This window comes from Streptomyces sp. NBC_00370, from assembly GCF_036084755.1.
Classification (GTDB): domain Bacteria; phylum Actinomycetota; class Actinomycetes; order Streptomycetales; family Streptomycetaceae; genus Streptomyces.
This window is the reverse complement of sequence record NZ_CP107968.1, coordinates 3,404,759-3,429,782: the sequence shown is the minus strand read 5'-3', so window position 1 is coordinate 3,429,782 and position 25,024 is coordinate 3,404,759. Positions and strand designations below refer to the sequence as shown.

Below are 25,024 nucleotides of genomic sequence, written 5' to 3'. Positions count from 1 at the left end.
GGGGCGGGTGGTGCCCGCGGCGCGGGGGGTGTCGGGGGGTCGTACGCTTGAGGACCCCGGCCCGTGAGACGTGTCGGGTCATTCGCGTTGCCCCTCCCGGGCGTCGCCCCCACCCGGAAACCGGACGGAAGCACCCTTCATGAGCCTGCACGGTCTGCTGGACGCCGTTGTACGAGACCCGGCGCTCGCCGAAGCGGTGAAGGCCGCCACCGACGGGCACCGGATGCATGTCGATCTGGTCGGGCCGCCCGCGGCGCGGCCGTTCGCCGTGGCCGCGCTGGCCCGGGAGGCCGGGCGGCCGGTGCTGGCGGTGACGGCCACCGGGCGGGAGGCGGAGGATCTGGCGGCGGCGCTGCGGACGCTGCTCGATCCGGACACCGTCGTGGAGTACCCGTCGTGGGAGACGCTGCCGCACGAGCGGCTCTCGCCGCGCTCCGACACCGTGGGGCGGCGGCTCGCCGTGCTGCGCAGGCTCGCGCACCCCGCGCAGGACGACCCGTCGGCGGGGCCGGTCAGCGTCGTCGTGTCGCCCATCAGGTCCGTGCTGCAGCCGCAGGTCAAGGGGCTCGGGGAGCTGGAGCCCGTGGCGCTGCGCAGTGGCGGCAGCGCCGATCTGAACGAGGTGACGGAGAAGCTCGCCGCCGCCGCCTACGCGCGGGTGGAGCTGGTCGAGAAGCGCGGCGAGTTCGCCGTGCGGGGCGGGATCCTGGATGTGTTCCCGCCCACCGAGGAGCATCCGCTGCGGCTGGAGTTCTGGGGTGACGAGATCGAGGAGATCCGTTACTTCAAGGTCGCCGACCAGCGGTCGCTTGAGGTCGCCGAGCACGGTCTGTGGGCGCCGCCCTGCCGGGAGCTGCTGCTGACGCCGCAGGTCAGGGAGCGGGCGGCGGCGCTGGCCGAGCTGCATCCGGAGCTGGGCGAGCTGCTGGGCAAGATCGCCGAGGGCATCGCGGTCGAGGGCATGGAGTCGCTGGCGCCGGTCCTCGTGGACGACATGGAGCTGCTGCTGGACGTGCTGCCGGCCGGTTCGATGGCGCTGGTCTGCGACCCCGAGCGGGTGCGGACCCGGGCCTCGGACCTGGTGGCGACGAGCCAGGAGTTCCTGCAGGCGTCCTGGGCCGCCAGCGCCACCGGCGGCCAGGCGCCCATCGACGTGGGCGCCGCGTCCCTGTGGGGCATCGCCGACGTCCGGGGCCGGGCCCGTGAGCTGGGCATGATGTGGTGGTCGGTCTCGCCGTTCGCCGTGGACGAGGAGCTGGGCGCCGACGCGCTGACGCTCGGGATGCGCGCCCCCGAGTCGTACCGGGGCGACACCGCACGCGCGCTCGCCGACACCAAGGGCTGGCTCGCCGACGGCTGGCGCACCGTGTTCGTCACGGAGGGCCAGGGCACGGCGGCCCGTACCGTCGAGGTGCTGAGCGGCGAGGGCATCGCGGCCCGGCTCGACACCCCCGAGTCGACCGGCGGGCGCGGCCTCGCCGACATCACCCCGTCCGTGGTGCACGTGGCGCGCGGCTCGATCGACTACGGCTTCGTGGACCCCGCGCTGAAGCTCGCCGTGCTCACCGAGACCGACCTGTCCGGCCAGAAGGCGGCCGGCAAGGAAGGCGTGCGGCTGCCCACCAAGCGCCGCAAGACCATCGACCCGCTGACCCTGGAGGCCGGCGACTTCATCGTCCACGAGCAGCACGGCGTCGGCCGGTACGTGGAGATGGTGCAGCGTACGGTCCAGGGCGCGACCCGTGAGTACCTGCTCGTGGAGTACGCCCCCGCCAAGCGGGGCCAGCCCGGCGACCGGCTGTACATCCCCACCGACCAGCTGGAGCAGGTCACCAAGTACGTCGGCGGCGAGGCCCCGACCCTGCACCGGCTCGGCGGCGCCGACTGGACGAAGACCAAGGCGCGCGCCAAGAAGGCCGTCAAGGAGATCGCCGCCGACCTGATCAAGCTGTACTCGGCGCGGATGGCGGCGCCCGGCCACGCCTTCGGCCCCGACACCCCCTGGCAGCGCGAGCTGGAGGACGCCTTCCCGTACGTGGAGACGCCCGACCAGCTGTCCACCATCGCCGAGGTCAAGGAGGACATGGAGAAGACGGTCCCGATGGACCGGCTGGTCTGCGGCGACGTCGGCTACGGCAAGACGGAGATCGCGGTGCGCGCCGCTTTCAAGGCCGTCCAGGACGGCAAGCAGGTCGCCGTGCTCGTCCCGACGACGCTGCTGGTGCAGCAGCACTTCGGTACCTTCTCCGAGCGGTACGCGCAGTTCCCCGTCGTGGTGAAGTCCCTGTCCCGCTTCCAGTCGGACGCGGAGGCCAAGGCGACGCTCCAGGGGCTGCGCGAGGGGTCCGTCGACATCGTCATCGGTACGCACCGGCTGTTCTCGTCCGAGACCAAGTTCAAGGACCTGGGTCTGGTCGTCGTGGACGAGGAGCAGCGGTTCGGCGTCGAGCACAAGGAGCAGCTGAAGAAGCTGCGCGCCAACGTCGACGTGCTGACGATGTCCGCCACCCCCATCCCGCGCACCCTGGAGATGGCCGTCACCGGCATCCGCGAGATGTCGACGATCACGACACCGCCGGAGGAGCGCCACCCGGTGCTCACCTTCGTCGGGCCGTACGAGGAGAAGCAGATCGGCGCCGCCGTACGGCGTGAACTGCTGCGCGAGGGCCAGGTCTTCTACATCCACAACCGGGTCGAGTCGATCGACAGGGCGGCGGCGCGGCTGCGCCAGATCGTGCCCGAGGCGCGGATCGCGACGGCGCACGGGCAGATGGGCGAGACCGCGCTCGAGCAGGTCGTGGTCGACTTCTGGGAGAAGCGCTTCGACGTGCTGGTGTCCACGACGATCGTGGAGTCCGGCATCGACATCTCCAACGCCAACACCCTCATCGTGGAGCGCGGCGACAACTTCGGCCTGTCCCAGCTGCACCAGCTGCGCGGCCGGGTGGGCCGTGGCCGCGACCGCGGCTACGCGTACTTCCTGTACCCGCCGGAGAAGCCGCTGACGGAGACGGCGCACGAGCGGCTGGCGACGATCGCCCAGCACACCGAGATGGGCGCCGGTATGTACGTCGCGATGAAGGACCTGGAGATCCGCGGCGCGGGGAACCTGCTCGGCGGCGAACAGTCCGGGCACATCGCGGGGGTCGGCTTCGACCTGTACGTACGCATGGTGGGCGAGGCGGTCGCCGACTACCGCACGGCGGTCGACGGCGGTGTGGAGGAGGAGCCGCCGCTGGAGGTCAAGATCGAGCTGCCGGTCGACGCGCACGTGCCGCACGACTACGCGCCGGGCGAGCGGCTGCGCCTCCAGGCGTACCGCTCGATCGCCTCCGCCAACTCGGAGGCCGACATCGCCGCCGTACGGGAGGAGCTGACCGACCGCTACGGCAAGCTCCCGGAGCCGGTGGAGAATCTGCTGCTGGTCGCGGGGCTGCGGATGCTGGCGCGGGCCTGCGGGGTCGGCGAGATCGTCCTCCAGGGCGCCAACATCCGCTTCGCTCCGGTGGAGTTGCGGGAGTCGCAGGAGCTGCGCCTCAAGCGGCTGCATCCCCGTACGGTCATCAAGCCGGCGGCGCACCAGATCCTGGTGCCGCGCCCGACGGCGGGGAAGATCGGCGGGAAGCCGGTCGTCGGGCGTGAACTGCTGTCGTGGACCGGGGAGTTCTTGGCGACCATTCTGGGTTCTTGACCATTACCTGAGCTGTTTCTGAGCTGTTCGGGGTTGATTCCTGAGCGGCTCATGAGGTTCACGTTCGCTTGTTGGACACCTGCGGTTCGCTGTGACCACGTTGAGTTGCGGTGGCAGCTGAAACGTACGTACGGGTCCAGACAGGCGAGTGACATGCAGCAGGTTGAGGGAGCGACGGCGGACGTACGCCGGGTGCCGCAGCCCGCGATGGTCGGGACCGGTCCCGGGCCGCAGCCACTGGAGCGGCCCGGGCCCGCCGCGCCCGCGCGGCGCCCCCGGCTCTTCGTGATCGACGGGCTGCGGCTGGTGGCCGCGCTGCTGGTGGCGCTGCACCACTACACGGGCACGGCGCGCGCCGACCGGCCGGGCAACCTCATCTGGGGGCGGCCGGTCTCGGAGATCTTCCCCGACCTGTTCCCCGTCGCCGCCTACGGCTGGATCGGCGTCGAGTTCTTCTTCGTCATCAGCGGCTTCGTCATCTGCATGTCCTCCTGGGGGCGGCGGCCGAGGGACTTCTTCGTCTCCCGGGTGATCCGCCTCTATCCGGCGTACTGGTTCGCCGTCGTCTTCACCACCGTGGCCCTGACGGTCGCGCCCGCCGTCTTCCCCGCGCTGAAGCCCACGCAGGTGATCATCAACTTCTCCATGCTCCAGCAGGGCCTGGGGATGCCGCACGTGGACGGGGTGTACTGGACGCTCTGGTCCGAACTGCGCTTCTACCTGATCTTCCTGATCGTGGTGGCGACCGGCCTCACCTACCGCAAGGTCGTCATCTTCTGCTGCGTGTGGGGCGCCGCCGCCGCGTTCGCGGCGAAGTCCGGCATACCGCTGCTGCTGACGCTGGCCGACCCCGACTCGGCGTGGTTCTTCATCGCCGGGCTCGCCCTGTACCTGATGCACCGCTTCGGCCAGGACCTGCTGCTGTGGGGCGTCCTCGGGCTCTCCTGGGTGATGTCGCAGCACGACCTCGTCACCCGGGTGCGCTTCGAGGACGTCTCGACCTGGACCGGATCGCTGGTCCTCCACACGGCGTTCCTGCTCGTCATGCTCGGCGTCTCGCTCGGTCTGACCGACCGGATCCGCTGGAAGTGGCTGACCACGGCGGGCTCGCTGACGTACCCGTTCTACCTGGTGCACTACGCGGTCGGCGTCACGGCGCTGCACTATCTGCACGACCGGGTCGACCCGCGGCTGCTGGTCGCCGGGTTGCTCGTCGGGATGCTCGTGCTGAGCTGGCTGATCCACCGTCTGGTCGAGCGGCCGCTGGCGACGTTCCTCAAGAAGGGCCTCACGGCGGCCTTTTCACGATTGGGTCCCGTTCCGGTGCGCTGATCGGTACCGAACGGGGCATACGTCTGTTCGTGCGGACTCTCGGGAACAGCATCACGCGAACATGCCTCGGCGGCGGCGCCGTTGCCCTCTCCGTCCTTCTGCTGACGGGCTGCAAGACGGAGCTGGGCGGCGACATGGGCTCACCAGGGGCGTCGGCCCCCGGCGGCGGCGGGGACGCCGACAGCGGCGCGCACGCGCCCAGCGGCACGTTCGGCGTCAGCCCCCTCGACAACCCGGACGGTACGAAGCGGGGCCTCGCCCCGCTCACCTCGGCCGCCGACAAGAAGGCCGCCCGCAAGCTCATCGACAAGGTCGACACCAAGGGCCGCGGGCCCAAGACCGGTTACGAGCGGGACGAGTTCGGCTACGCGTGGAAGGACGGCGTCGACAAGGTGCCGCTGTCCAGGAACGGCTGCGACACCCGTAACGACGTACTGAAGCGCGACGGCCTGAAGGCGGAGTTCCGCTCGGGGTCCGACTGCATACTCGCCTCGATGACCCTGCACGACCCGTACACCGGCAAGACGATCAAGTGGGTCAAGGCCAAGGCCACCGCCGTACAGATCGACCATGTGATGCCGCTGTCCTACGACTGGCAGATGGGCGCGGCGCACTGGAGCGAGTCGAAGCGCGAGCAGATCGCCAACGACCCGCTGAACCTCATGCCGGTCGACGGCTCGACCAACGGCTCCAAGAGCGACTCGGGCCCGGCGTCCTGGCTGCCGCCCAACAAGCAGATCCGCTGCTCGTACGCGGTGCGGGTGGCGCAGGTCTCCGTCAAGTACGACCTGCCGGTGACGTCGGCGGACAAGAAGACGATGCTCGCCCAGTGCGGCGGCTGAGCATCGTCCCAGGTCCGGCGGACGGAGACACCGCCTAGAGCTTGTCGAGGTCGAGGATGTCCTTGCCGGTCGGCACCTTCGCGCCGACCGGCTCGTCGAAGCCGCTGAGCACCGCGGTGCCCGGCTCGTCGCCCGTGGTGACCAGCTTCAGCAGGTACGGCTTGCCCTCCGTGGCGACGTACACCTTGTACTGGCTCTTGCCGTCGGACTCCGTGAGTGTGATGGCCGGACGGCCGTCCACGCTCGCCAGTGGGCCCTTGCGGGCGACGGTGTCCTCGCCCTCGAAGTCGCCCAGCAGGGTGTCCAGGTCGCAGAAGGTCGCGAACTCCTTGCCCTCGTCCGACGTGGCGGAGGTCTTGACCCAGCGCCCCGCGAGCATGTCGACCGTCGCGTCCGTCTCGGCCTTGGAGTCGTTCTTTCCCTGCGCCCGGACGAACTTCTCGTCGAACTTCATGTAGACGGTCTTGCCGACCTTCGACAGGACGACCTTGCCCTCGTCGTTGAGGGACACATGGCCCGCGCAGTCGCCCTTGGCGCTGACGGCCATGGTGAAGAGCACATGGCCCTCGGTGGGGTCCTGGATGTCGGCCCGCATGGTCAGCGACGTGGCGGCCCGGGTGACCTTCAGCGACTTGTTCACGATGTCGGGACCCGAGTCACCGGCGAACGGCGCCGGCTTCTTGGCGGCGGCGGCCGAGCCCGATGCGCCGGCCGACGACGAGTCCGGGCCGGCGCCCTTGCTGTCGGTGGCCGGTCCGCAGCCGGCCAGGGCGACGACGGCGACCGCGCAGCCGAGGCCGATGGCGCTGCGTCCGTGACGGCGGAAAGCGGCGGGAGAAGGCATGCGGTGTCTCCGATGGAGTGGGATGACGGGTCGTCGCGGATAGCGATGTGTTAATAACAGCAGAGTCTGTGAACCGAGTCAACAGTGACTAGTCAGGTGGCCCGGTCTCATGCTGTGAATCCGGATTTCCCGGTCCCGACGGTATGCTCGGTGACACATCAGTCCGCGCCGTGAGGAGCAGCCAGGTGCCCGAGAGCGCAGCAGAGGTGACGGCCGCCGGAATCGCCCGGCTGGCCGGAGTCGGCCGGGCCGCGGTCAGCAACTGGCGGCGCAGGCACGCCGACTTCCCCCGGCCCGTCGGCGGTACGGAGACCAGCCCCTCCTTCGCCCTGCCCGAAGTCGAGCAGTGGCTGCGCGACCAGGGGAAACTCGCCGAGGTTCCGCTCCGGGAGCGGGTCTGGCAGGAGCTGTCGGGCGACCCGGCGGGCGCGCCGACCGCCCTCGTACGAACCGGCTGCGTCCTGCTGCTCGTACGGGAGCGGCCCACCGACTGGCTCGGTCTGGCCGGGGCGTCGGACACCCGGCTCGCCCAACTGCTGCCCGTCGCCGTCGAAGAGGTGCTCGCGCCGCGCTTCGGCGGCACGGCGGGGAGAGCTGTTCACACCCCCACCGCGCGCGAACTCCAGTCGTCCGCCGCCCTGTTGCGCGGCGCCGCCGAACTCGCCGCCGAACTCGGCGCGCACCGGACCTTCGAGTTCCTGCTCGGCCGGTATCTCGACGCCAACCCCCGGCAGTACACGCTCACCCCGCCGGGCGCGGCGGCGCTGATGGCGGCGCTGGCGGGGACCACGGGCAAGGACGTGACCGTCCTCGACCCCGCCGCCGGCACCGGCACCCTGCTGCGCGCCGTACCGCACCCCAGGGCGCTGTACGGGCAGGAGGCAGCCCCGGAACTCGCCGCGCTCACCGGCCTGCGGCTCGCCCTGAGCAGCGGCGCCGAGGTCGGGGCGCGGACCGGCGACTCGCTGCGCGCCGACGCCTTCCCCGGGCTCACGGTCGACGCCGTCCTGTGCCACCCGCCGTTCAACGAACGCAACTGGGGCCATGACGAACTCGCCTACGACCCGCGCTGGGAGTACGGGTTCCCGGCCCGCACCGAGTCCGAACTGGCCTGGGTGCAGCACGCCTTGGCCCATCTGCGGCCCGGCGGCACCGCCGTCCTGCTGATGCCGCCCGCCGCCGCCTCCCGCCGCTCGGGGCGCCGGGTGCGCGCCGATCTGCTGCGCCGTGGCGCGCTGCGCGCCGTCGTGGCCCTCCCGGCGGGCGCCGCGCCGCCCTACGGCGTCCCGCTGCACCTGTGGGTGCTGCGGCGCCCGGGCGACGGGCAGCGGTCGTCCCCCGAACTGCTGCTGGTGGACTCCGCCGGGCACCCGGACGGCGGCGGCCGTGGCCGCGAAGGCCTCGACTGGGCGGCCGTGCACGCCACCGTCACGAATGCCTGGCGCGCCTTCGACCAGGACGGCGGCGCGGTGGACGAGCCGGGGGTCAGCCGGGCCGTGCCCGTCATCGACCTCCTCGACGACGACGTGGACCTGGCGCCCGCCCGCCATCTGCCACCCCCCGCCGCGGGCGGCGGCGCCGCCGAACTGGCCGGCGTACGCGACCGGTTGGCCGAAGCGCTGCGGCGCACCGTCGAGCTGACCCCCGCACCGTCGGGGACGGCGGGGGACACGCGGCCCCGGCGCCCCGGCACCACCGTCGGTGAACTCGCCAGGGCCGGCGCCCTGGAGCTGCGCGCGGGCGGCGCCGGTACGGGCCCGGCGGGGCCCGTGCGCGTCCTCACGGAACACGACGTCGTCGCGGGCACCGAACCCTCCGGCACCCTGCCCGAAGGGCCCGGCGAGGAGCCCGTGCTGGTCCGGGCCGGCGACGTCGTCGTCCCTGTCCTGGGCGGCGGCTCGGTGGCCCGGGTCGTCGACGGGGCGACGGCCGGCGCTGCCCTCGGCCGCAACCTCCAGCTGCTGCGCCCCGATCCGGCTGCGCTCGACCCGTGGTTCCTCGCCGGGTTCCTGCGCGGCACCGCCAACAACCGTCAGGCCAGCAGCTACGCGTCGACCGCCGCCCGGCTCGACGTACGCCGTCTCCAACTGCCCCGGCTGCCCCTGGAGGAGCAGCGGCGGCACGGCGAACACTTCCGCGCGCTTGCCGAGTTCGAGGGTGCGCTGAGGCTCGCGGGACAGCTGGGGGAGCGGCTGGTCCAGGGCCTGTACGACGGGCTGACGGACGGTTCCGTACCGATGTGATCCGGCCGACAACGGTTCGGTACAACCAGGCGACCGCTGTCGGTGTCGGTGTATACGCTCGTACCTCCGCGTCCCCGTACTCAGGCCCGTCAGGAGCAGCAATGCACGGCCCCGTGCCGCCCTCAGCGCCCCGGCCCCCGTCCTCGCACGGCGTGGTCGTCACGATCAGGGTGCTGTGCACCGCGTCCGCCGTGCTCACCTGCGGGATCCTGTCCTGCGTACCGCTGTTCCGGGTCGCGCTGGTGCGGGGCCGCTGGTTCGACTGGACGGCGTTCGCCGCGAGCCTCCCGCTGGGCATCGGCGCGTTCGCCGTGGTCGGTTCGCTGCCCGAGTCGGACCCCAGGACGGACGTGGCGCTCATCTTCGTGATGCTGCTGGGCGCGGTGAGCGTCGCGTACTACCTGATCTTCGACATACGCAGGTTCAACCGCCCGCCCGCGCCCGTGGGGTACGTCCCGGGTCCCGCGGGCTACCCGCAGCCCGGCTACGGATATCCGCACCCGCAGGGCACCACGGCCCCGGTGCGGCCGCAGGCCCGGCCCGTACCGCAGCAGGGCCCGCTGCCGACGCCCCCGCCGCTGCCGCCGGTCCCCGCCGACCGGCCCGGCGCGACACCCCCGCAGCCCGGTCAGCCGCAGCCCGGACAGCCGCAGCCCGGACAGCCGCAGTCCGGCTACCCGCAGCCGGGCCACCCCCGTATCGACCAGGTACGCGCCGAACTCGACGAGCTGAGTGACATCCTGCGCAAGCGGCAGGACGACCGGTGAACGGACGGGTCATCGCCGCCCGTTACGAGCTGTCGACGATCATCGGCCAGGGCGGCATGGGCCAGGTCTGGACGGCGTACGACCAGCGCCTCGACCGGCGCGTCGCCGTGAAGCTGCTGCGTCCCGACCGGATGGCGGCCGCCTCGGGCGCCGACGAGATGCGCCGCCGCTTCGTGCGCGAGTGCCGGGTCACCGCGCAGGTCGACCACCCCGGCCTGGTCACCGTCCATGACGCGGGCAGCGACGGGGACGACCTGTATCTCGTCATGCAGTACGTCGAGGGCGCCGACCTCGCCGACCATCTCGCCGAACACGACCCGTACCCCTGGCCGTGGGCCGCCTCCGTGGCCGCCCAGCTGTGCGCGGTGCTCGCGGCGGTGCACGCGGTGCCGATCGTGCACCGCGACCTCAAGCCCCGCAACGTGATGGTGAAACCGGACGGCACGGTCACCGTCCTCGACCTCGGCGTCGCCTCCGTCATCGACGCCGACACCACGCGCCTCACCCACACCGGATCGCCCATCGGCAGCCCCGCCTACATGGCGCCTGAGCAGGCCATGGGCGGCGCCGTCGGGCCGTACACCGACCTGTACGCGCTCGGGGTGCTCCTGCACGAACTCCTCAGCGGGAACGTGCCGTTCGCGGGGTCGACCGTGCTCGGCGTGCTCCACCGCCATCTGTACGAGCCGCCGCTGCCGGTGCGCCGGATCCGGCCCGACATCCCCGAGCCGCTGGAGGCGCTGGTGCTGCGGCTGCTCGCCAAGGATCCGCAGCACCGCCCCGCAGGCGCGCAGGAGGTGTACGAGCAGCTCATGCCGATGCTGCCGCCGCGCGGAGTCCCGGCGGCGGGACCGCTCGACCCGACCAGACCGTTCAGCCGCCCGCACGCCCCCTGGCCCGACCGGGCGACCAGCCTGCCCTCGGTGCCGCTGCCCGCCAAACCCGAGCAGCCCGTGCCGGCCGAACGCCCCGATGTGGCGGCCGCCGTGGACGAGGTGAAGCGGCTGCTCGGCGAGGGCAGCATCACCCAGGCCGTCGACATCCTCGGCTCCATCCTGCCCGCAGCCGCGGCTGAGCACGGCGAGTCGTCACCGGTCGTCCGCATCCTGCGCAAGCAGTACGCGGCGACGCTGATGGACGACGGCCAGTACCGCAGGGCGCTGCCCGAGCTGCGCCGGCTCGCCGACGACCGGGCGGCAGAGTCGGGTGCGGGCGATCAACAGGCCCTGCAGTTCCGGTTCGACGCGGCGCTCTGCCTTGAGCAGCTGGGCGAGGCGGCGGCGGCCCTCGCCGAATACCGGGCGCTGCTGCCGTACTTCGAGAACCAGCAGCGCCCCGGCGCCGATCACGACCGGGCCTTCGACATCCGCCAGCGGATCGGCAATCTGCTGCTGGCCGTCGGCGATCACGCGGCGGCGCACCAGCAGTTGGGGGATCTGCTCTACGACATCGGGCGGCTCTACGGCCCGTACCACCCGCTGGCCGCCGATGTGCGGCGGGCGCTGGAGCGCCAGCAGCAGTTCCACGGCCTCTGAAGGGTCCCGGGCGAGCCGGGAGCGGGCGTCAGGCCGCCTTGAGCCGGGCGGCCTGCAGCTTCATCGCCCGCCGCAGCTTCGGTCCGAACGGCTTCTCCACCAGCCGGTGGATAAGCCAGGCCAGGACGAGCATCGAGACGATCGCGGCGATCAGCGTCAGCCGCGGGTCGAGGCCGAACTTCTTGTGCAGGATCGTCACGGCGAACCAGCCCAGGTGCTCATGGACCAGGTAGAAGGGGTACGTGAGCGTCCCGGCGAAGGTCAGCCAGCGCCAGTTGGCCCAGCGGGCCCACCCCAGCGCCACGACCGCGACCGAGGCGAAGGCGAACGTGACGATCGCGAGGATCACGTACGGCGAGCGCGGCGCGAACACCTGCGACGGGTCGGTCGCCGGGTTCCACAGAGCGATCGTCGCGTAGTGCTGGCCGAGCAGCCAGCTCACACCGACGAGTGACCAGAGCAGTATGTCGCTGCCGTACCGGTGGATCAGGTACAGCGCCAGGCCGCCGATGAAGAACGGCGCGTTGTCCTGCATCACCAGCTCGGTGACGAGGGAATTGTCGGCGACCTGCGCGAACGCGGTGGCCGCCGTCCACACCACGGCGAAGACGACGACGCGGCGGTAGGTGACGCCCTTCCACACCACGAACAGCGCGAAGAAGAAGTAGAAGCGCGCCTCGACCCACAGGGTCCAGCAGACGCCCAGCACCCGCCGTACGCCCATGGGCTGCTGGAGCATGGTGAAGTTCACCAGCACCTCGTGCAGCCGCAGCGGTTCGCTGACCGACGGCAGTACGAAACAGGCGGCGGTCACCAGGACGATGGCCGCCCAGTACGCCGGGTAGAGCCGGGTGACGCGGGAGCGGAAGAAGTCCCCGAGCGAACGGCCCCAGCTGCTCATGCAGATGACGAAGCCGCTGATGACGAAGAAGACCTGGACGCCGAGACAGCCGTAGACCGTGAGCCCGGACAGGTCGGGGAACAGATGGCGCGGCGATTCGCCCCAGGCGCGGGTGATGTCGCCGCCGCGCCCCGAGTAGTGGTAAAGGCAGACCATCAGCGCGGCCACGATGCGCAGCCCGTCGAGCGCCCGCATCCGGTCGTGCCGCGGCGCGGCTGCGGCAGGCGCCGCGGCCCCGGGAGTGGCGGAAGGTGAACTCTGCGGTTCGGGAAGGGGTTCCGGTACAGGGGCCAGGGTCGCTTGCGTCATTCCCTCTGTTTCCGTCCGTTCCCACCGTCGCCAGGTCATCCAGAAGGACGCTAGGCAGCCTCCGGTGAACGTGGCGACAGCGCCGAAGTGAACACCGGTTCGAGATAGATGACGGAGGGGTGAACTGCCGAGGTGACGCACGTGTGGACGATCATGCGGGCTCCCGAGACCACAACCGTGCCTGAATCGTTGGTCGAACCAGTGGCCCAGACCACGCCGACTGCTTAACATCGATCACTGCAAGGCTTGTGCATCGCCGCACAATCTCCCCGGGAGGCCCCCTTGAACCGCCGCCGTCGCACCGCGCTCTCCATCTCCGTCGTTCTGCTCGCCGCGGCCCCGCTGCTCACCGCGTGCGGCAGCGACTCCCACCCGGGAGCTGCGGCGGTCGTCGGCGGCAAGCGGATCGAGGTGTCCACGCTCCAGGCTCAGGTCGCCGCGGTGCGCAAGGCGCAGGAGGCGTCGCCGCAGTCCGCCGAGCTGATCAAGAACTCGGGGCAGCTCAACCAGAACAAGCTCAACGGCATGATCTTCGACCGGATCCTGTTGCAGGCCGCGAGCGACGAGGGCGTCAGCGCCTCGCGCCGCGAGATCCAGACTGCCAGGCAGCAGGCCGAGGCACAGTCCGGCGGTGCGAAGGCGTTCGAGTCCGTGCTGTTGCAGCAGGGCGCGCTCACCCCCGACCAGATCGACGACGCGGTACGCCGTGACGTGCTGCTCGCCAAGGTCGCCACGGCCGTCGGCGGCGACACCACGACCCCGCAGGGCCAGCAGAAGGTCCTCGCCCTGCTGGCGAAGACGTCGAAGTCGATGCATGTCGACGTCAACCCGCGCTACGGCACCTGGGACAACACGAAGATCTCGCTGGGCCAGTCCACGACGCCGTGGATCAAGCAGGTCACCAAGGAAGCCCCGCAGCAGGAGCCGACCGACGCCTGACCGCAGGCCGGCGGTAGGTTCGACGGGTGACACAAGAACCTCCCGCGGCGCCCGCGCAGGACCCGGCCGGCCGTATCGTCCTGCTGACCGCCAGCCATCGCGTCGCCCCCGGACTGCTGTCCTGGCCGGCCTGGCAGACGCTGCACGCCGCCGACCGTGTGCTGTGCGCCGACCCGGCCGATCCGCAGCTCCCGTATCTGAGGGAAGCCGGCGTCCGGGTCGAAGAGGGTGCCCCCGGCGCCGAGGAGCTGGTCGCCGACTGCGCCGGCGGCCGTACGGTCGTGGTGATGTCCTCGCTGGACAGCCGCGGCCCGCTCACCGACGGTCTCGCCAGGCTCGCGGGCTCGGGCCGGGTCCAGATGCCCGACCTGGAACTGCTCCCCGGCTCGTACGACCTGCCGGGCGCCCGGCTCCTCGATCTCGTCCAGGTGATGGACCGGATCAGGCGTGACTGCCCCTGGTCGTCGATCCAGACCAACCAGGGGCTCGCCAAGTACGGCATCGAGGAGATGTACGAACTGGTCGAGGCCATCGAGGACGGCGACACCCACGAGCTGCGCGAGGAGCTGGGCGACGTACTGCTCCAGGTCGTCTTCCACGCCCGCATCGCCGAGGACGGCCTGCCCGCCGACGCCGACGCCGACGCCGACGCCGACGCCGACGAGGGCGAGAGCGTCGAGCGGTTCTCCATCGACGATGTCGCCGCGACCCTCGTGGAGAAGCTGATCCACCGCCATCCCCATGTCTTCGGCGACGAGAGCGCGGCGACCCCGGCCGACGTCAAGACGCACTGGCTGCGGATGAAGGCGATCGAGAAGCAGCGCGACTCCGTCACCGACGGCGTACCGCTCGGCCAGCCGAGCCTCGCGCTCGCCTCGAAGCTCGCCGGGCGGGTGCGCACGGCCGGCCTGGACATCGTACCGCCGTCGGGCGAGGGCGTCGGGTACGAGCTGCTGGCCCTGGCGGTACGGGCGGACGAGGCGGGCGTCGACCCGGAGACCGCGCTGCGTGCGGCGGCGCGTGTATATAGGGACACGATCCGTACCGCCGAGGGGCACGGCGTGCGGGACCACCGCTGACGGACGCGGCGGGCGGGTCGTTAGGGTCGGGGGATGCCCGACCAGCCCTCCCCGACCACGCCCCCCGCGCCCGCGCTCTTCACCTGGGAGTTCGCCACCGACCCGTACCCCGCGTACGCCTGGCTCCGTGAGCACGCGCCGGTGCACAGGACCACGCTCCCGAGCGGGGTCGACGCCTGGCTGGTGACGCGGTACGGGGACGCCAAGCAGGCGCTCGCCGACGCGCGGCTGTCGAAGAACCCCGTGCACCACGCGGGGAGCGCCGCCGCCAAGGGCAAGACCGGGATCCCCGGCGAGCGCGACGCGGATCTGATGACGCATCTGCTGAACATCGACCCGCCCGACCACACCCGGCTGCGCCGGCTCGTCTCCAAGGCGTTCACCCCGCGCCGGGTGGCCGAATTCGCACCACGCGTGCAGGAGTTGACGGACCGGCTGATCGACGACTTCGCGGCGAAGGGCTCGGCCGACCTCATCCACGACTTCGCCTTCCCGCTCCCCATCTACGCGATCTGCGACCTGCTCGGCGTACCGGCCGAGGACCAGGACGACTTCAGGGACTGGGCCGGCATGATGATCCGGCACGGCGGAGGTCCGCGCGGCGGCGTCGCGCGCTCGGTGAAGAAGATGCGCGGCTATCTCGCCGAACTGATCCACCGCAAGCGGCGGGAGCCCGGCGACGATCTGATCTCAGGTTTGATCCGGGCCGGCGACCACGGGGAGCACCTGACCGAGAACGAAGCGGCGGCGATGGCCTTCATCATCCTGTTCGCCGGATTCGAGACGACGGTCAACCTCATCGGCAACGGCACGTACGCGCTGCTGCGCAACCCCGGCCAGCGGACCAGGCTCCAGGAAGCGCTCGCCGCCGGCGACACCGGCCTGCTCGCCACGGGCGTGGAAGAACTCCTGCGCTACGACGGGCCGGTGGAACTCGCCACCTGGCGCTACGCGACCGAACCGCTGACCGTCGGCGGGGTGGCCGTCGCGACCGGCGACCCCGTCCTCGTCGTCCTCGCCGCCGCCGACCGCGACCCCGCCCGCTTCGACGACCCCGACCGGCTGGATCTCGCTCGGAGTGACAATCAACACCTCGGATACGGGCACGGAATCCACTACTGCCTCGGCGCACCCCTGGCACGGCTGGAGGGTCGGACCGCACTTGCCACACTTCTGACCCGGCTGCCCGATGTGCGCCTTGCGGAGGATCCTTCCGATTTGCGGTGGCGTGGGGGGCTCATCATGCGTGGATTGCGCACGCTTCCGGTGCAGTTCACACCTCTGTCCGACTGACAAACCGTCAAGTCCGTGACTTTCACGTGATCTCCGCTGCATCGACTTGTGACAGACGTTCGAGTACCGCTACGTTCACCGACAGCTCCACCAGCCACACGGTGTAGTCGTATTTCCCGTCACACGGAAGGCAACCGCATGTCCGCGAACGGCCGTCATCGCCGCCCTCGGCAGGCTCCCGCACTGATCGTCGCCGCAGGGGTGACCGGATCGGCGATCGCGATCCCGCTGCTCGGCGCTGCCGGCGCCTCCGCCGCAGACGCCACGACCTGGGACCACGTCGCCGAGTGCGAGAGCGGCGGCACGTGGAGCGCGAACCTGGAGAACGGCTATTACGGCGGGCTGCAGATGTCGCAGGAGACCTGGAACTCCTTCGGGGGTGACCAGTACGCCAGCCGGCCCGACCTCGCCAGCCGCGCCCAGCAGATACAGGTGGCCGAGAAGGTCCTCGACGCACAGGGCCCGCAGGCGTGGACGAGCTGCGCCGCGGTCTCCGGTCTCACCAAGAGCGACGTCACGCCGGACGTCGACCCCGGTGCGGGTTCCGACCCGGCGGCCGAGGACGAGGCGCCGACCGGCGTGAGCAACGACAACGGCGGCGGCACCGTCGGCAGCGTGGTCGGTGGTCTGATCGACGGCGTGACCGGCGGCGGCGACAGCAGCACGTCCCCGAAGGCCACGGACACGCCCGCGCCTTCGCCGTCGGCCACCACCCCCTCCGGCGCCCCCTCGGCGACCACGCCCGCCCCTGACGCCTCCGGGACACCGTCCGGCACGCCGTCCGGGACCCCCTCCAAGGCGTCCAAGCACCGCGGCGCCGCGGCTCCCGAGACGACACGGCCGGGCAATTCGGGCGAACAGCGGGAAACTGGCCGTCATGCCTCGCGAGTTAACGAACCGGTACATGACGCGAAGGGTGACGGCATCTCCGTCGGTCAGTACGCCGCCCCCGTGGACGAGGCCCCGACGCTGATCACCGACGCGCTGAAGCTGCCGGGCGGCTGGCAGCAGATCTACGCGGCGGACGCGGCGCTGGCCAGTGCGGATCTCGCGAAGTAGCCTCTGCAGCGAGGGCAGTTAGAGACCCTATGTCCACTTCTGTGAAAGTGAGACAAGGGTCTCTTTGCCGTAATTGGTGTGCTCTGCCCGCCGGGTTCGTCCCTTTCCGCTCCCACCTGCGAAAACACAACGGTGTTGAAGACCGGTAAGGGCGATTTATCCGTGATGCTCTCCTTTGAACATCCGGGGCGGGCTGTGTTTACGTCTGAACCGCTCGCACCGCGGGCCCCGTCGACCGGCACGCCGAATCCTGCCGCCGGACGCCGGGAACAGTCGTCGCGTAAAGCGCCGTAGGCAGGAGCGGGGGACCCAAGGTTAGGCGCCGGACCCGGCCGTCGAGAGACGGCCGCCGACCGGCTCGGGGTGTAGCCACCTGCCGTCACGCGGCAGGTGGCCGGGCAACTCACTTGGCCCGAACCCGACAGCTGACCTCGTAGGCGTCGGTGAGGAGATGCTCCATGCTGCGTTCCAGCAATGCCAAGCACCGCCGCCCGTCCAAGGCCGTCCGCTACGCGACGCTCGCCGGAGTGACCGGTGCCGCCATCGCGGTACCGCTGCTCGGTGCCACGTCCGCATCGGCCGCCTCCACCTCGGAGTGGGACCAGGTCGCCTCGTGCGAGTCCGGCGGCAACTGGTCGATCAACACCGGCAACGGGTACTACGGCGGTCTGCAGTTCTCGTCGTCCACCTGGGCCGCGTACGGCGGCACCGCCTACGCCTCCAGCGCCGACCAGGCCTCCAAGTCGCAGCAGATAGCCGTCGCCGAGAAGGTCCTGGCCAGCCAGGGCAAGGGCGCCTGGCCGAGCTGTGGCGTCAACCTGTCCGGCGCGTCCAGCAGTTCGGACGCCGCCCAGCCGCAGGAGCAGGCCCCCCAGCAGCAGGCGCAGCCCAAGCAGCAGCAGGCGCAGCCCTCCTCGAAGCAGCAGTCGAGCCGCAGCGAGGCGCAGCCCGCGTCGCGCGGCCAGAGCCGTCCCACCACGATCAAGAAGGGTGACGGCGAGTACAAGGTCAAGGGTGGCGACACCCTTTCGAAGATCGCCACCGCCCATCACGTCAAGGGCGGCTGGAAGAAGGTCTTCGACCTGAACAAGGACATCGTCAAGGACGCCGATGTGATCTACCCGGGCCAGCAGCTCCACCTCAGCTAGTCCCGGGTCACTGACCCGACCGGTCCTCACCGACCACCCCGGTCCGGCGCGCGTCCCCCGTGCGTGCCGGGCCGGGGTTCCTTGTGCGGGTGCGGGTGCGGGCCCGCTACGGGGTCCCGGTGAAGCAGCCGCCGGATTTGTCCGGCCTGCCGGGTATTCGGTCCTCATTTCGTCCCAGCGTGCGGGCACAGGCCGGCCGACGCCCCGCCGCCGGTTAGGCTCTTGGCGCAAGGCCAACGGGCCCTGCGCTCCAAGCGTCACATCCCAGAAGGAGATGCTCGTGCCGTCCATCGACGTCGTCGTAGCCCGGGAAATCCTCGACTCCCGAGGCAACCCCACGGTCGAGGTCGAGGTCGGCCTCGACGACGGCAGCACAGGCCGTGCTGCTGTCCCCTCCGGTGCCTCCACCGGTGCGTTCGAGGCCCTTGAGCTCCGCGACGGTGACCAGAACCGTTACCAGGGCAAGGGCGTCGAGAAGGCCGTCCTCGCCGTCATCGAGCAGATCGGCCCGGAGCTCGTCGGCTACGACGCCACCGAGCAGCGGCTGATCGACCAGGCGATGCTGGACCTGGACGCCACCCCCGACAAGTCGTCGCTCGGCGCCAACGCCATCCTGGGTGTCTCCCTCGCCGTGGCGCACGCCGCCTCCGAGGCGTCCGACCTGCCGCTGTTCCGCTACCTCGGCGGTCCGAACGCGCACCTGCTGCCCGTCCCGATGATGAACATCCTGAACGGCGGGTCGCACGCCGACTCGAACGTGGACATCCAGGAGTTCATGATCGCCCCGATCGGCGCCGAGTCCTTCTCCGAGGCGCTGCGCTGGGGCGCCGAGGTCTACCACACCCTCAAGCGCGTCCTGAAGGACAAGGGCCTGGCCACCGGTCTCGGTGACGAGGGCGGCTTCGCGCCGAACCTGGACTCCAACCGCGCCGCGCTCGACCTCATCCTCGAAGCGATCAAGGAGGCCGGCTACGTCGCCGGCCGTGACATCGCGCTCGCGCTCGACGTCGCCGCCTCCGAGTTCTACAGCGAGGGCAAGTACAACTTCGAGGGCGAGTCCCGCTCGGCCGCCGAGATGACCGAGTACTACGAGGAGCTCGTCGCCTCGTACCCGCTCGTCTCCATCGAGGACCCGCTGTTCGAGGACGACTGGGCCGGCTGGAAGGTCCTCACCGACAAGCTGGGCGCCAAGGTCCAGATCGTCGGCGACGACCTCTTCGTCACCAACCCGGAGCGCCTCGCCCGCGGTATCGAGGAGGGCTCGGCCAACGCGCTGCTCGTCAAGGTCAACCAGATCGGTTCGCTGACCGAGACGCTCGACGCCGTCGAGCTGGCGCAGCGCAACGGCTTCAAGTGCATGATGTCGCACCGCTCGGGCGAGACCGAGGACGTCACCATCGCCGACCTCGCCGTCGCCGTGAACTGCGGCCAGATCAAGACCGGCGCACCGGCCCGCTCGGAGCGCGTCGCCAAGTACAACCAGCTGCTGCGCATCGAGGAGATCCTCGACGACGCGGGCGTCTACGCGGGCCGCAGCGCGTTCCCGCGCTTCCGCTCCGCCGAGTAGCACAGGCAGCACGGCGGTCCTGCTCTTGCCCGCCCGTCGTACGTACGTCCCCGGCCCCGGTCCCGTACCGTGTCCGGGGACGTACGTACGTGACACGGGAGGCGAGCGATGAGCGGGAGCCGGGACCGGTTCTCCACCGCGACCAGGCTGCGGGTGCTCGGTGAGCAGACCGCGGCCCGGGTCTACCGCTCCCAGAGCCGCCGGCAGGCGCGCCGCTCCCGGCTCACCGGCCGGGCGGCCTTCCTGGCCCTGGTCGTGTGCACGCTCGTCGTGGCGCTCGCGTACCCGATGCGGCAGTACGTGTCCCAGCGCAACGAGATCAGCGACCAGGAGCGGACGTCGCGTGACGCGAAGCGCCAGGTCGAGGAGTTGCGCGACGAGAAGGCGCGGCTCCAGGACGACGCGTACATCGAGCGGCTGGCCAGGGACCATCTGCACTACGTGATGCCGGGGGAGACCGGCTTCACGATGACCGACCCGCACACCGTCAAGGAACAGCACGAGGTGGAGGGCGGGGCCGACCGCCCCTGGTACTCCAACCTCATGGACGACGTCGACAACGCGGACCGCCCGGACAGGTAACCCGGCGGGCGGGCCGCCGCGCACAACCTAGGCAGGCATGGACAAGCCCCCTCCGCAGACCGACCGCACCGAGCCCACCGAGGCGGATGTCGCGGCCTTCAAGCAACAGCTCGGCCGACCGCCGCGCGGACTGCGCGCCATCGCGCACCGCTGCCCCTGCGGTCAGCCGGACGTGGTCGAGACGGCGCCGCGGCTGCCCGACGGCACGCCCTTCCCCACGACGTACTACCTGACCTGCCCGCGCGCGGCCTCGGCCATCGGCACGCTGGAGGCGAACGGCGTCATGAAGGAGATGACCGAACGCCTCGCGACCGACCCGGAGCTGGCCGCCGCGTACCGCGCCGCCCATGAGGACTACATCGCGCGCCGTGACGCCATCGAGGTGCTGGCGGGCTTCCCCAGCGCCGGCGGCATGCCGGACCGGGTGAAGTGTCTGCATGTCCTGGTCGCGCACTCGCTGGCGGCCGGCCCCGGGGTCAACCCGCTGGGTGACGAGGCGCTGGCGATGCTGCCCGAGTGGTGGGCCAAGGGGCCGTGTGTGATCCCGTTCACAAATGAGGAGTCCGGATGACCAGGGTGGCCGCCGTCGACTGCGGTACGAACTCGATCAGGCTGCTGGTCGCGGACGCCGACCCGGTGGCGGGCACGCTGGCCGACTTGGACCGGCGGATGACGATCGTCCGGCTCGGCCAGGGCGTGGACCGCACGGGCCGGCTGGCCCCCGAGGCGCTGGAGCGCACGTTCGCCGCCTGCCGGGAGTACGCGGAGATCATCAAGGAGCACGGCGCCCGCCGGATCCGGTTCGTCGCCACCTCGGCGTCGCGTGACGCCGAGAACCGCGACGACTTCGTGCGCGGCGTGCGCGGCATCCTGGGCGTGGAGCCCGAGGTGATCACCGGTGACGAGGAGGCCGCGCTCTCCTTCACCGGCGCGACGAAGGAACTGCCGGGCCACGAGAGCCGGCTGGTCGTGGACATCGGCGGCGGCTCGACGGAGTTCGTCGTCGGCGACGACCAGGTCAGGGCCGGGCGGTCGGTCAACATCGGCTGCGTACGGCTGACGGAGCGCCATCTGCTGCGCGACGGCGCCGTCAGCGACCCCGTGACACCGGATCAGGTCGCCGCGATGCGCGCCGACATCGAGGCCGCCTTGGACCTCGCCGAGGAGGCCGTACCGCTCCGCGAGGCCCGCACCCTGGTGGGGCTCGCCGGCTCGGTCACGACCGTGGCCGGTATCGCGCTCGGTCTGGACGCGTACGACTCGACGGCGATCCACCACTCGCGGATCCCGTACGGACAGGTCAAGGAGATCACCGAGCGGCTGCTGGCCGCCACCCACGAGGAGCGCGCCGCGATCCCGGTCATGCACGCGGGCCGGGTGGACGTCATCGGCGCCGGCGCCCTCGTACTGCTGTCGATCATGGAGCGGACGGGCGCCGCCGAGGTGGTCGTCAGCGAGCACGACATCCTCGACGGCATCGCCTACAAGGCGGCCGAAGAGGCCCGCGCCACGACGGACTGAACGTCCTCCCGAAGAACTTCGTGAAGTTCTTCACAAGGAAAAGACTCCTGCCGTGCGCGGTTGCCGTACGCAAGGGCCGCAGGGGCCCTCGAAAGGGGTCCGGACGGACCCTACGGGGGAGTTCCGGGGGCGTTACGGCACTGTGAACCCGCGCGGTGGTCCGCGTGGCGGGTGACGCGTAGGGGCAGGTCACAGGGGGTGCCGGTGGGGTCACGGCGCCCCCTGACCGCTGTCGCGGGAAGGGCCTCGCGGCAAAGGGGCCGGGCAGTGTAGCACAGGTACCCCCTACCCTTGTGAAGGGGCTCACGAGTACCCCCCACCCCCGGGGTGGATACTCGATGGCATGAGCACCACGGAGCGTCCCAGGATCCTCGTTGTAGGCGGTGGGTACGTAGGCCTGTACGCAGCTCGTCGCATTCTGAAGAAGATGCGGTACGGGGAAGCGACCGTCACGGTCGTGGACCCACGCTCGTACATGACGTACCAGCCCTTCCTCCCCGAAGCTGCCGCCGGCAGCATCTCGCCTCGGCATGTCGTCGTACCGCTGCGACGCGTGCTGCCCAAGGCTGAGGTTCTCACCGGCCGGGTCACGACCATCGACCAGGACCGCAAGGTCGCCACAGTCGCGCCGCTCGTCGGCGAGGCCTACGAGCTGCCCTTCGACTACCTGGTCGTCGCGCTCGGCGCGATCTCCCGTACCTTCCCGATCCCCGGCCTCGCCGAGCAGGGCATCGGCATGAAGGGCATCGAGGAGGCGATCGGACTGCGCAACCACGTGCTGGAGCAGCTCGACAAGGCCGACTCCACGACGGACGAGGACGTCCGTCGCAAGGCGCTCACCTTCGTCTTCGTCGGCGGCGGCTTCGCCGGCGCCGAGACGATCGGCGAGGTCGAGGACCTGGCGCGCGACGCGGCCAAGTACTACACGAACGTCAAGCGCGAGGACATGCGCTTCGTCCTTGTCGACGTCGCCGACAAGATCCTCCCCGAGGTCGGCCCGAAGCTGGGCGCCTGGGGCAAGGAGCACCTTGAGGGCCGTGGCGTCGAGATCTACCTGAAGACCGGCATGGACTCCTGCGTCGACGGTCACGTGGTGCTGAACAACGGCCTTGAGGTCGACTCCAACACCATCGTGTGGACGGCCGGCGTCAAGCCCAACCCGGCGCTCGCCCGCTACGGTCTGCCGCTCGGCCCGCGTGGTCACGTCGACACCAACGAGAAGCTCCAGGTGCAGGGCACCGACTACATCTGGGCCGCCGGCGACAACGCCCAGGTCCCGGACGTCGTCGGCCGCAAGGCCGGCAACCCGAACGCCTGGTGCCCGCCCAACGCCCAGCACGCGCTGCGCCAGGCCAAGGTGCTCGGCGACAACGTGATCTCGGGTATGCGCGGCTTCCCGCAGGGGGACTACAGCCACGCCAACAAGGGCGCCGTCGCGGGTCTCGGCCTGCACAAGGGCGTCGCGATGATCGTCATGGGCAAGATGAAGATCAAGCTCAAGGGCCGGCTCGCCTGGTACGCCCACCGCGGCTACCACGGCATGGCCATGCCGACGTTCAACCGCAAGATCCGGGTCTTCGCCGACTGGACGCTCTCGATGTTCCTCAAGCGCGAGGTCGTGTCGCTCGGCGCGATGCAGACGCCGCGCGAGGAGTTCTACGAGGCGGCCAAGCCGACCCCGCCCGCCGCGGTCGTCGTCCGGCCCGAGCCTGAGAAGGCCAAGGCTTCCTGACCCCGCCCAGCTGATCGAGAGGGCCGTCCGCCATCCGTGGTGCGGGCGGCCCTCTCGCATGTCCCCGGCCGGTCGAGGGCCGCCGGGGGAGCCCCGCCCTCGCCCTGACGGCCCAACAGGCGGGCTTCACCCGTGCGGTCTTGACCGCCCCCTCCGGACGTCGTTCCGCGCACCGGACGACTCCCACCGCACGGGGGCGCACCGAGCCGTACCGCGCTAAACTCCGTGGTGAATGCAGCTATTTTACGGTCTCATTGCGTGACAGCGGGACTGCGTCAGCACCCTCCGGGTGTTTACGTGGTGCTGAGCATGTCTGGATTAATCATCACGGAGGTGTGCGCCATGGCCGACGCCGCGCTGCGGCTGACCACTCTTGCCGAAGAACTGCTGGGAGCCCCGCTCCCGGTACGTATCCGCGCATGGGACGGCAGTGAATCAGGGCCCCCGGACGCGCCGATCCTGGTCATCCGCAGCCGCCGTGCGTTGCGCCGGCTGCTGTGGAAGCCGGGCGAGCTGGGCCTGGCCCGCGCCTGGGTCGCCGGCGAGCTGGATGTCGACGGCGACCTGTACGCGGCCCTGGAGCTGCTCGCGGGGCTCATCTGGGAGAAGGGCGCCGAGGCCAAGGACACCGTGCACCCCGTCCTCGACCCGCGGATGCGGGCCGCGGCGAAGGGCATCGTCCAGATCGCGGGCCCCTGGCCGCCGCCCCCGCCGCCGGTCGAGGAAGTACGCCGCCGCACGGGCGCGCTGCACACCAAGCGGCGCGACAAGCAAGCCATCAGCCACCACTACGACGTCGGCAACGACTTCTACGAGATGGTGCTCGGCCCCTCCATGGTCTACTCCTGCGGCTACTGGGACGACACCCCCGGCTTCACCCTCGAACAGGCCCAGCGCGACAAGCTCGACCTGGTCTGCCGCAAGCTCGCGCTGAAGGACGGCGACCGGCTGCTCGACGTCGGCTGCGGCTGGGGCTCGATGGCCATCCACGCCGCGCGCGAGTACGGCGCCCGGGTCACCGGCGTCACCCTCTCCCGTGAGCAGGCCGCGTACGCCCGTAAGCGCATCGCCGAGGAGGGGCTGACCGACCGGGTCGAGATCCGGGTCCAGGACTACCGCGACGTCCGGGACGGCCCGTACGACGCGATCTCCTCCATCGGCATGGCCGAGCATGTCGGCACGGTGCGCTACCGGGAGTACGCGGACGACCTGTACGCCTTGCTCAAGCCCGGCGGCCGGCTGCTCAACCACCAGATCGCCCGGCGCCCGGAGAAGGTCGAGGAGGAGTACCACATCGACGAGTTCATCGACGCGTACGTCTTCCCCGACGGCGAGCTGGCCCCGCTCGGCCGGACCGTCGCCACGCTGGAGGAAGCGGGCTTCGAAGCCCGTGACGTGCAGTCGATAAGGGAGCACTACGCGCTGACCCTGCGCCGCTGGGTGGCCAATCTGGAGCAGCACTGGCCCGAGGCGGTCCGTGCCACCTCGCCGGGCCGGGCCAGGGTCTGGCGGCTCTACATGGCGGCGTCCGCGCTCTCCTTCGAGCGCAACAGGATCGGTGTGAACCAGATCCTGGCCGTGAAGACACCGGAGAGCGGCGAGCCGGGAGCGCCGCTGCGCTCGCACGACTGGCGCTGACC

The 25,024-nt window shown here is 70.9% G+C and carries 19 protein-coding genes and 1 riboswitch; of the genes, 17 read left to right on the top strand and 2 right to left on the bottom strand.

Annotated elements, in window-relative coordinates; genetic code table 11:
* Positions 1 to 139 precede the first annotated feature (139 nt).
* The 3 genes from mfd to OHS57_RS15160 all read left to right on the top strand — a co-directional run bounded on the left by mfd (position 140) and on the right by OHS57_RS15160 (position 5,865).
* A complete protein-coding gene (gene mfd / locus OHS57_RS15170) occupies positions 140 to 3,691 on the top strand; it encodes a transcription-repair coupling factor (RefSeq protein WP_328582277.1) in 3,552 nt (1,183 codons plus the stop codon).
* 153 nt (positions 3,692 to 3,844) lie between these two features.
* Complete coding sequence (locus tag OHS57_RS15165; RefSeq protein ID WP_328582276.1) at positions 3,845 to 5,023, top strand: acyltransferase family protein; 1,179 nt, start codon at positions 3,845 to 3,847, stop codon at positions 5,021 to 5,023.
* A 29-nt stretch (positions 5,024 to 5,052) separates the two neighbouring features.
* Positions 5,053 to 5,865 (top strand): HNH endonuclease family protein, encoded by an 813-nt coding sequence (locus tag OHS57_RS15160; RefSeq protein ID WP_443042894.1) that lies wholly within the window; start codon positions 5,053 to 5,055, stop codon positions 5,863 to 5,865.
* Between the two features lie 34 nt (positions 5,866 to 5,899).
* On the opposite strand, the gene OHS57_RS15155 is transcribed toward OHS57_RS15160, so the two are convergent.
* Positions 5,900 to 6,709: a hypothetical protein gene (locus OHS57_RS15155; RefSeq protein WP_328582275.1), complete on the bottom strand. Its 810-nt coding sequence runs from the start codon at positions 6,707 to 6,709 to the stop codon at positions 5,900 to 5,902.
* 185 nt (positions 6,710 to 6,894) lie between these two features.
* On the opposite strand from OHS57_RS15155, the gene OHS57_RS15150 reads away from it, so the two are divergent.
* The 3 genes from OHS57_RS15150 (at position 6,895) to OHS57_RS15140 (ending at position 11,254) form a co-directional block, all read left to right on the top strand.
* A complete protein-coding gene (locus OHS57_RS15150) occupies positions 6,895 to 8,952 on the top strand; it encodes an N-6 DNA methylase (RefSeq protein WP_328582274.1) in 2,058 nt (685 codons plus the stop codon).
* 101 nt (positions 8,953 to 9,053) lie between these two features.
* A complete protein-coding gene (locus OHS57_RS15145) occupies positions 9,054 to 9,719 on the top strand; it encodes a hypothetical protein (protein WP_328582273.1) in 666 nt (221 codons plus the stop codon).
* Positions 9,716 to 11,254, top strand: coding sequence for a serine/threonine-protein kinase (locus OHS57_RS15140; RefSeq protein ID WP_328582272.1), 1,539 nt, complete (start codon positions 9,716 to 9,718; stop codon positions 11,252 to 11,254). Before OHS57_RS15145 ends, OHS57_RS15140 begins: the two co-directional genes overlap by 4 nt.
* Positions 11,255 to 11,282: 28 nt before the next feature.
* On the opposite strand, the gene OHS57_RS15135 is transcribed toward OHS57_RS15140, so the two are convergent.
* Positions 11,283 to 12,464, bottom strand: a complete 1,182-nt coding sequence (locus OHS57_RS15135; protein WP_328582271.1) for an acyltransferase family protein — start codon at positions 12,462 to 12,464, stop codon at positions 11,283 to 11,285.
* A gap of 282 nt (positions 12,465 to 12,746) precedes the next feature.
* Here OHS57_RS15135 and OHS57_RS15130 point away from each other — a divergent pair, with 282 nt between their 5' ends.
* From OHS57_RS15130 to OHS57_RS15080, 11 genes are all read left to right on the top strand, one after another.
* On the top strand, positions 12,747 to 13,403 hold the full coding sequence (locus OHS57_RS15130) for a SurA N-terminal domain-containing protein (RefSeq protein ID WP_041988931.1): 657 nt from the start codon (positions 12,747 to 12,749) through the stop codon (positions 13,401 to 13,403).
* A gap of 26 nt (positions 13,404 to 13,429) precedes the next feature.
* On the top strand, positions 13,430 to 14,482 hold the full coding sequence (locus OHS57_RS15125) for a nucleoside triphosphate pyrophosphohydrolase (protein ID WP_328582270.1): 1,053 nt from the start codon (positions 13,430 to 13,432) through the stop codon (positions 14,480 to 14,482).
* 33 nt (positions 14,483 to 14,515) lie between these two features.
* A complete protein-coding gene (locus OHS57_RS15120) occupies positions 14,516 to 15,775 on the top strand; it encodes a cytochrome P450 family protein (protein ID WP_041988933.1) in 1,260 nt (419 codons plus the stop codon).
* Positions 15,776 to 15,913: 138 nt separating this feature from the next.
* A complete protein-coding gene (locus OHS57_RS15115; RefSeq protein WP_078863612.1) occupies positions 15,914 to 16,834 on the top strand; it encodes a transglycosylase family protein in 921 nt (306 codons plus the stop codon).
* Positions 16,835 to 17,110: 276 nt separating this feature from the next.
* Positions 17,111 to 17,289: riboswitch (cyclic di-AMP (ydaO/yuaA leader) on the top strand.
* A gap of 3 nt (positions 17,290 to 17,292) precedes the next feature.
* Positions 17,293 to 17,982, top strand: coding sequence for a transglycosylase family protein (locus OHS57_RS15110; RefSeq protein WP_328582269.1), 690 nt, complete (start codon positions 17,293 to 17,295; stop codon positions 17,980 to 17,982).
* A 280-nt stretch (positions 17,983 to 18,262) separates the two neighbouring features.
* A complete protein-coding gene (gene eno, locus OHS57_RS15105; RefSeq protein WP_041996093.1) occupies positions 18,263 to 19,549 on the top strand; it encodes a phosphopyruvate hydratase in 1,287 nt (428 codons plus the stop codon).
* Between the two features lie 108 nt (positions 19,550 to 19,657).
* On the top strand, positions 19,658 to 20,131 hold the full coding sequence (locus tag OHS57_RS15100) for an FtsB family cell division protein (protein ID WP_041988936.1): 474 nt from the start codon (positions 19,658 to 19,660) through the stop codon (positions 20,129 to 20,131).
* Positions 20,132 to 20,168: 37 nt separating this feature from the next.
* Complete coding sequence (locus tag OHS57_RS15095) at positions 20,169 to 20,702, top strand: DUF501 domain-containing protein (RefSeq protein ID WP_041988938.1); 534 nt, start codon at positions 20,169 to 20,171, stop codon at positions 20,700 to 20,702.
* A complete protein-coding gene (locus OHS57_RS15090; protein ID WP_328582268.1) occupies positions 20,699 to 21,652 on the top strand; it encodes a Ppx/GppA phosphatase family protein in 954 nt (317 codons plus the stop codon). The genes OHS57_RS15095 and OHS57_RS15090 overlap by 4 nt, the downstream gene beginning before the upstream one ends.
* A 343-nt stretch (positions 21,653 to 21,995) precedes the next feature.
* The gene (locus OHS57_RS15085) at positions 21,996 to 23,384 is read left to right on the top strand and encodes an NAD(P)/FAD-dependent oxidoreductase (RefSeq protein ID WP_041988941.1); all 1,389 of its coding nucleotides are present in this window, start codon (positions 21,996 to 21,998) and stop codon (positions 23,382 to 23,384) included.
* Positions 23,385 to 23,726: 342 nt separating this feature from the next.
* A complete protein-coding gene (locus OHS57_RS15080) occupies positions 23,727 to 25,022 on the top strand; it encodes a cyclopropane-fatty-acyl-phospholipid synthase family protein (RefSeq protein ID WP_328585071.1) in 1,296 nt (431 codons plus the stop codon).
* The last annotated feature ends 2 nt before the right edge of the window (positions 25,023 to 25,024 follow it).

Excerpts from the sequence above, each read along its gene's own strand:
- mfd (WP_328582277.1), top strand. The coding sequence starts at position 140 with ATGAGCCTGCACGGTCTGCTGGACGCCGTTGTACGAGACCCGGCGCTC.
- OHS57_RS15165 (WP_328582276.1), top strand. The coding sequence starts at position 3,845 with ATGCAGCAGGTTGAGGGAGCGACGGCGGACGTACGCCGGGTGCCGCAG.
- OHS57_RS15155 (WP_328582275.1), bottom strand. The coding sequence starts at position 6,709 with ATGCCTTCTCCCGCCGCTTTCCGCCGTCACGGACGCAGCGCCATCGGC.
- OHS57_RS15145 (WP_328582273.1), top strand. The coding sequence starts at position 9,054 with ATGCACGGCCCCGTGCCGCCCTCAGCGCCCCGGCCCCCGTCCTCGCAC.
- OHS57_RS15135 (WP_328582271.1), bottom strand. The coding sequence starts at position 12,464 with ATGACGCAAGCGACCCTGGCCCCTGTACCGGAACCCCTTCCCGAACCG.
- OHS57_RS15120 (WP_041988933.1), top strand. The coding sequence starts at position 14,516 with ATGCCCGACCAGCCCTCCCCGACCACGCCCCCCGCGCCCGCGCTCTTC.
- OHS57_RS15115 (WP_078863612.1), top strand. The coding sequence starts at position 15,914 with ATGTCCGCGAACGGCCGTCATCGCCGCCCTCGGCAGGCTCCCGCACTG.
- OHS57_RS15110 (WP_328582269.1), top strand. The coding sequence starts at position 17,293 with ATGCTGCGTTCCAGCAATGCCAAGCACCGCCGCCCGTCCAAGGCCGTC.
- OHS57_RS15100 (WP_041988936.1), top strand. The coding sequence starts at position 19,658 with ATGAGCGGGAGCCGGGACCGGTTCTCCACCGCGACCAGGCTGCGGGTG.
- OHS57_RS15095 (WP_041988938.1), top strand. The coding sequence starts at position 20,169 with ATGGACAAGCCCCCTCCGCAGACCGACCGCACCGAGCCCACCGAGGCG.
- OHS57_RS15090 (WP_328582268.1), top strand. The coding sequence starts at position 20,699 with ATGACCAGGGTGGCCGCCGTCGACTGCGGTACGAACTCGATCAGGCTG.
- OHS57_RS15085 (WP_041988941.1), top strand. The coding sequence starts at position 21,996 with ATGAGCACCACGGAGCGTCCCAGGATCCTCGTTGTAGGCGGTGGGTAC.
- OHS57_RS15080 (WP_328585071.1), top strand. The coding sequence starts at position 23,727 with ATGGCCGACGCCGCGCTGCGGCTGACCACTCTTGCCGAAGAACTGCTG.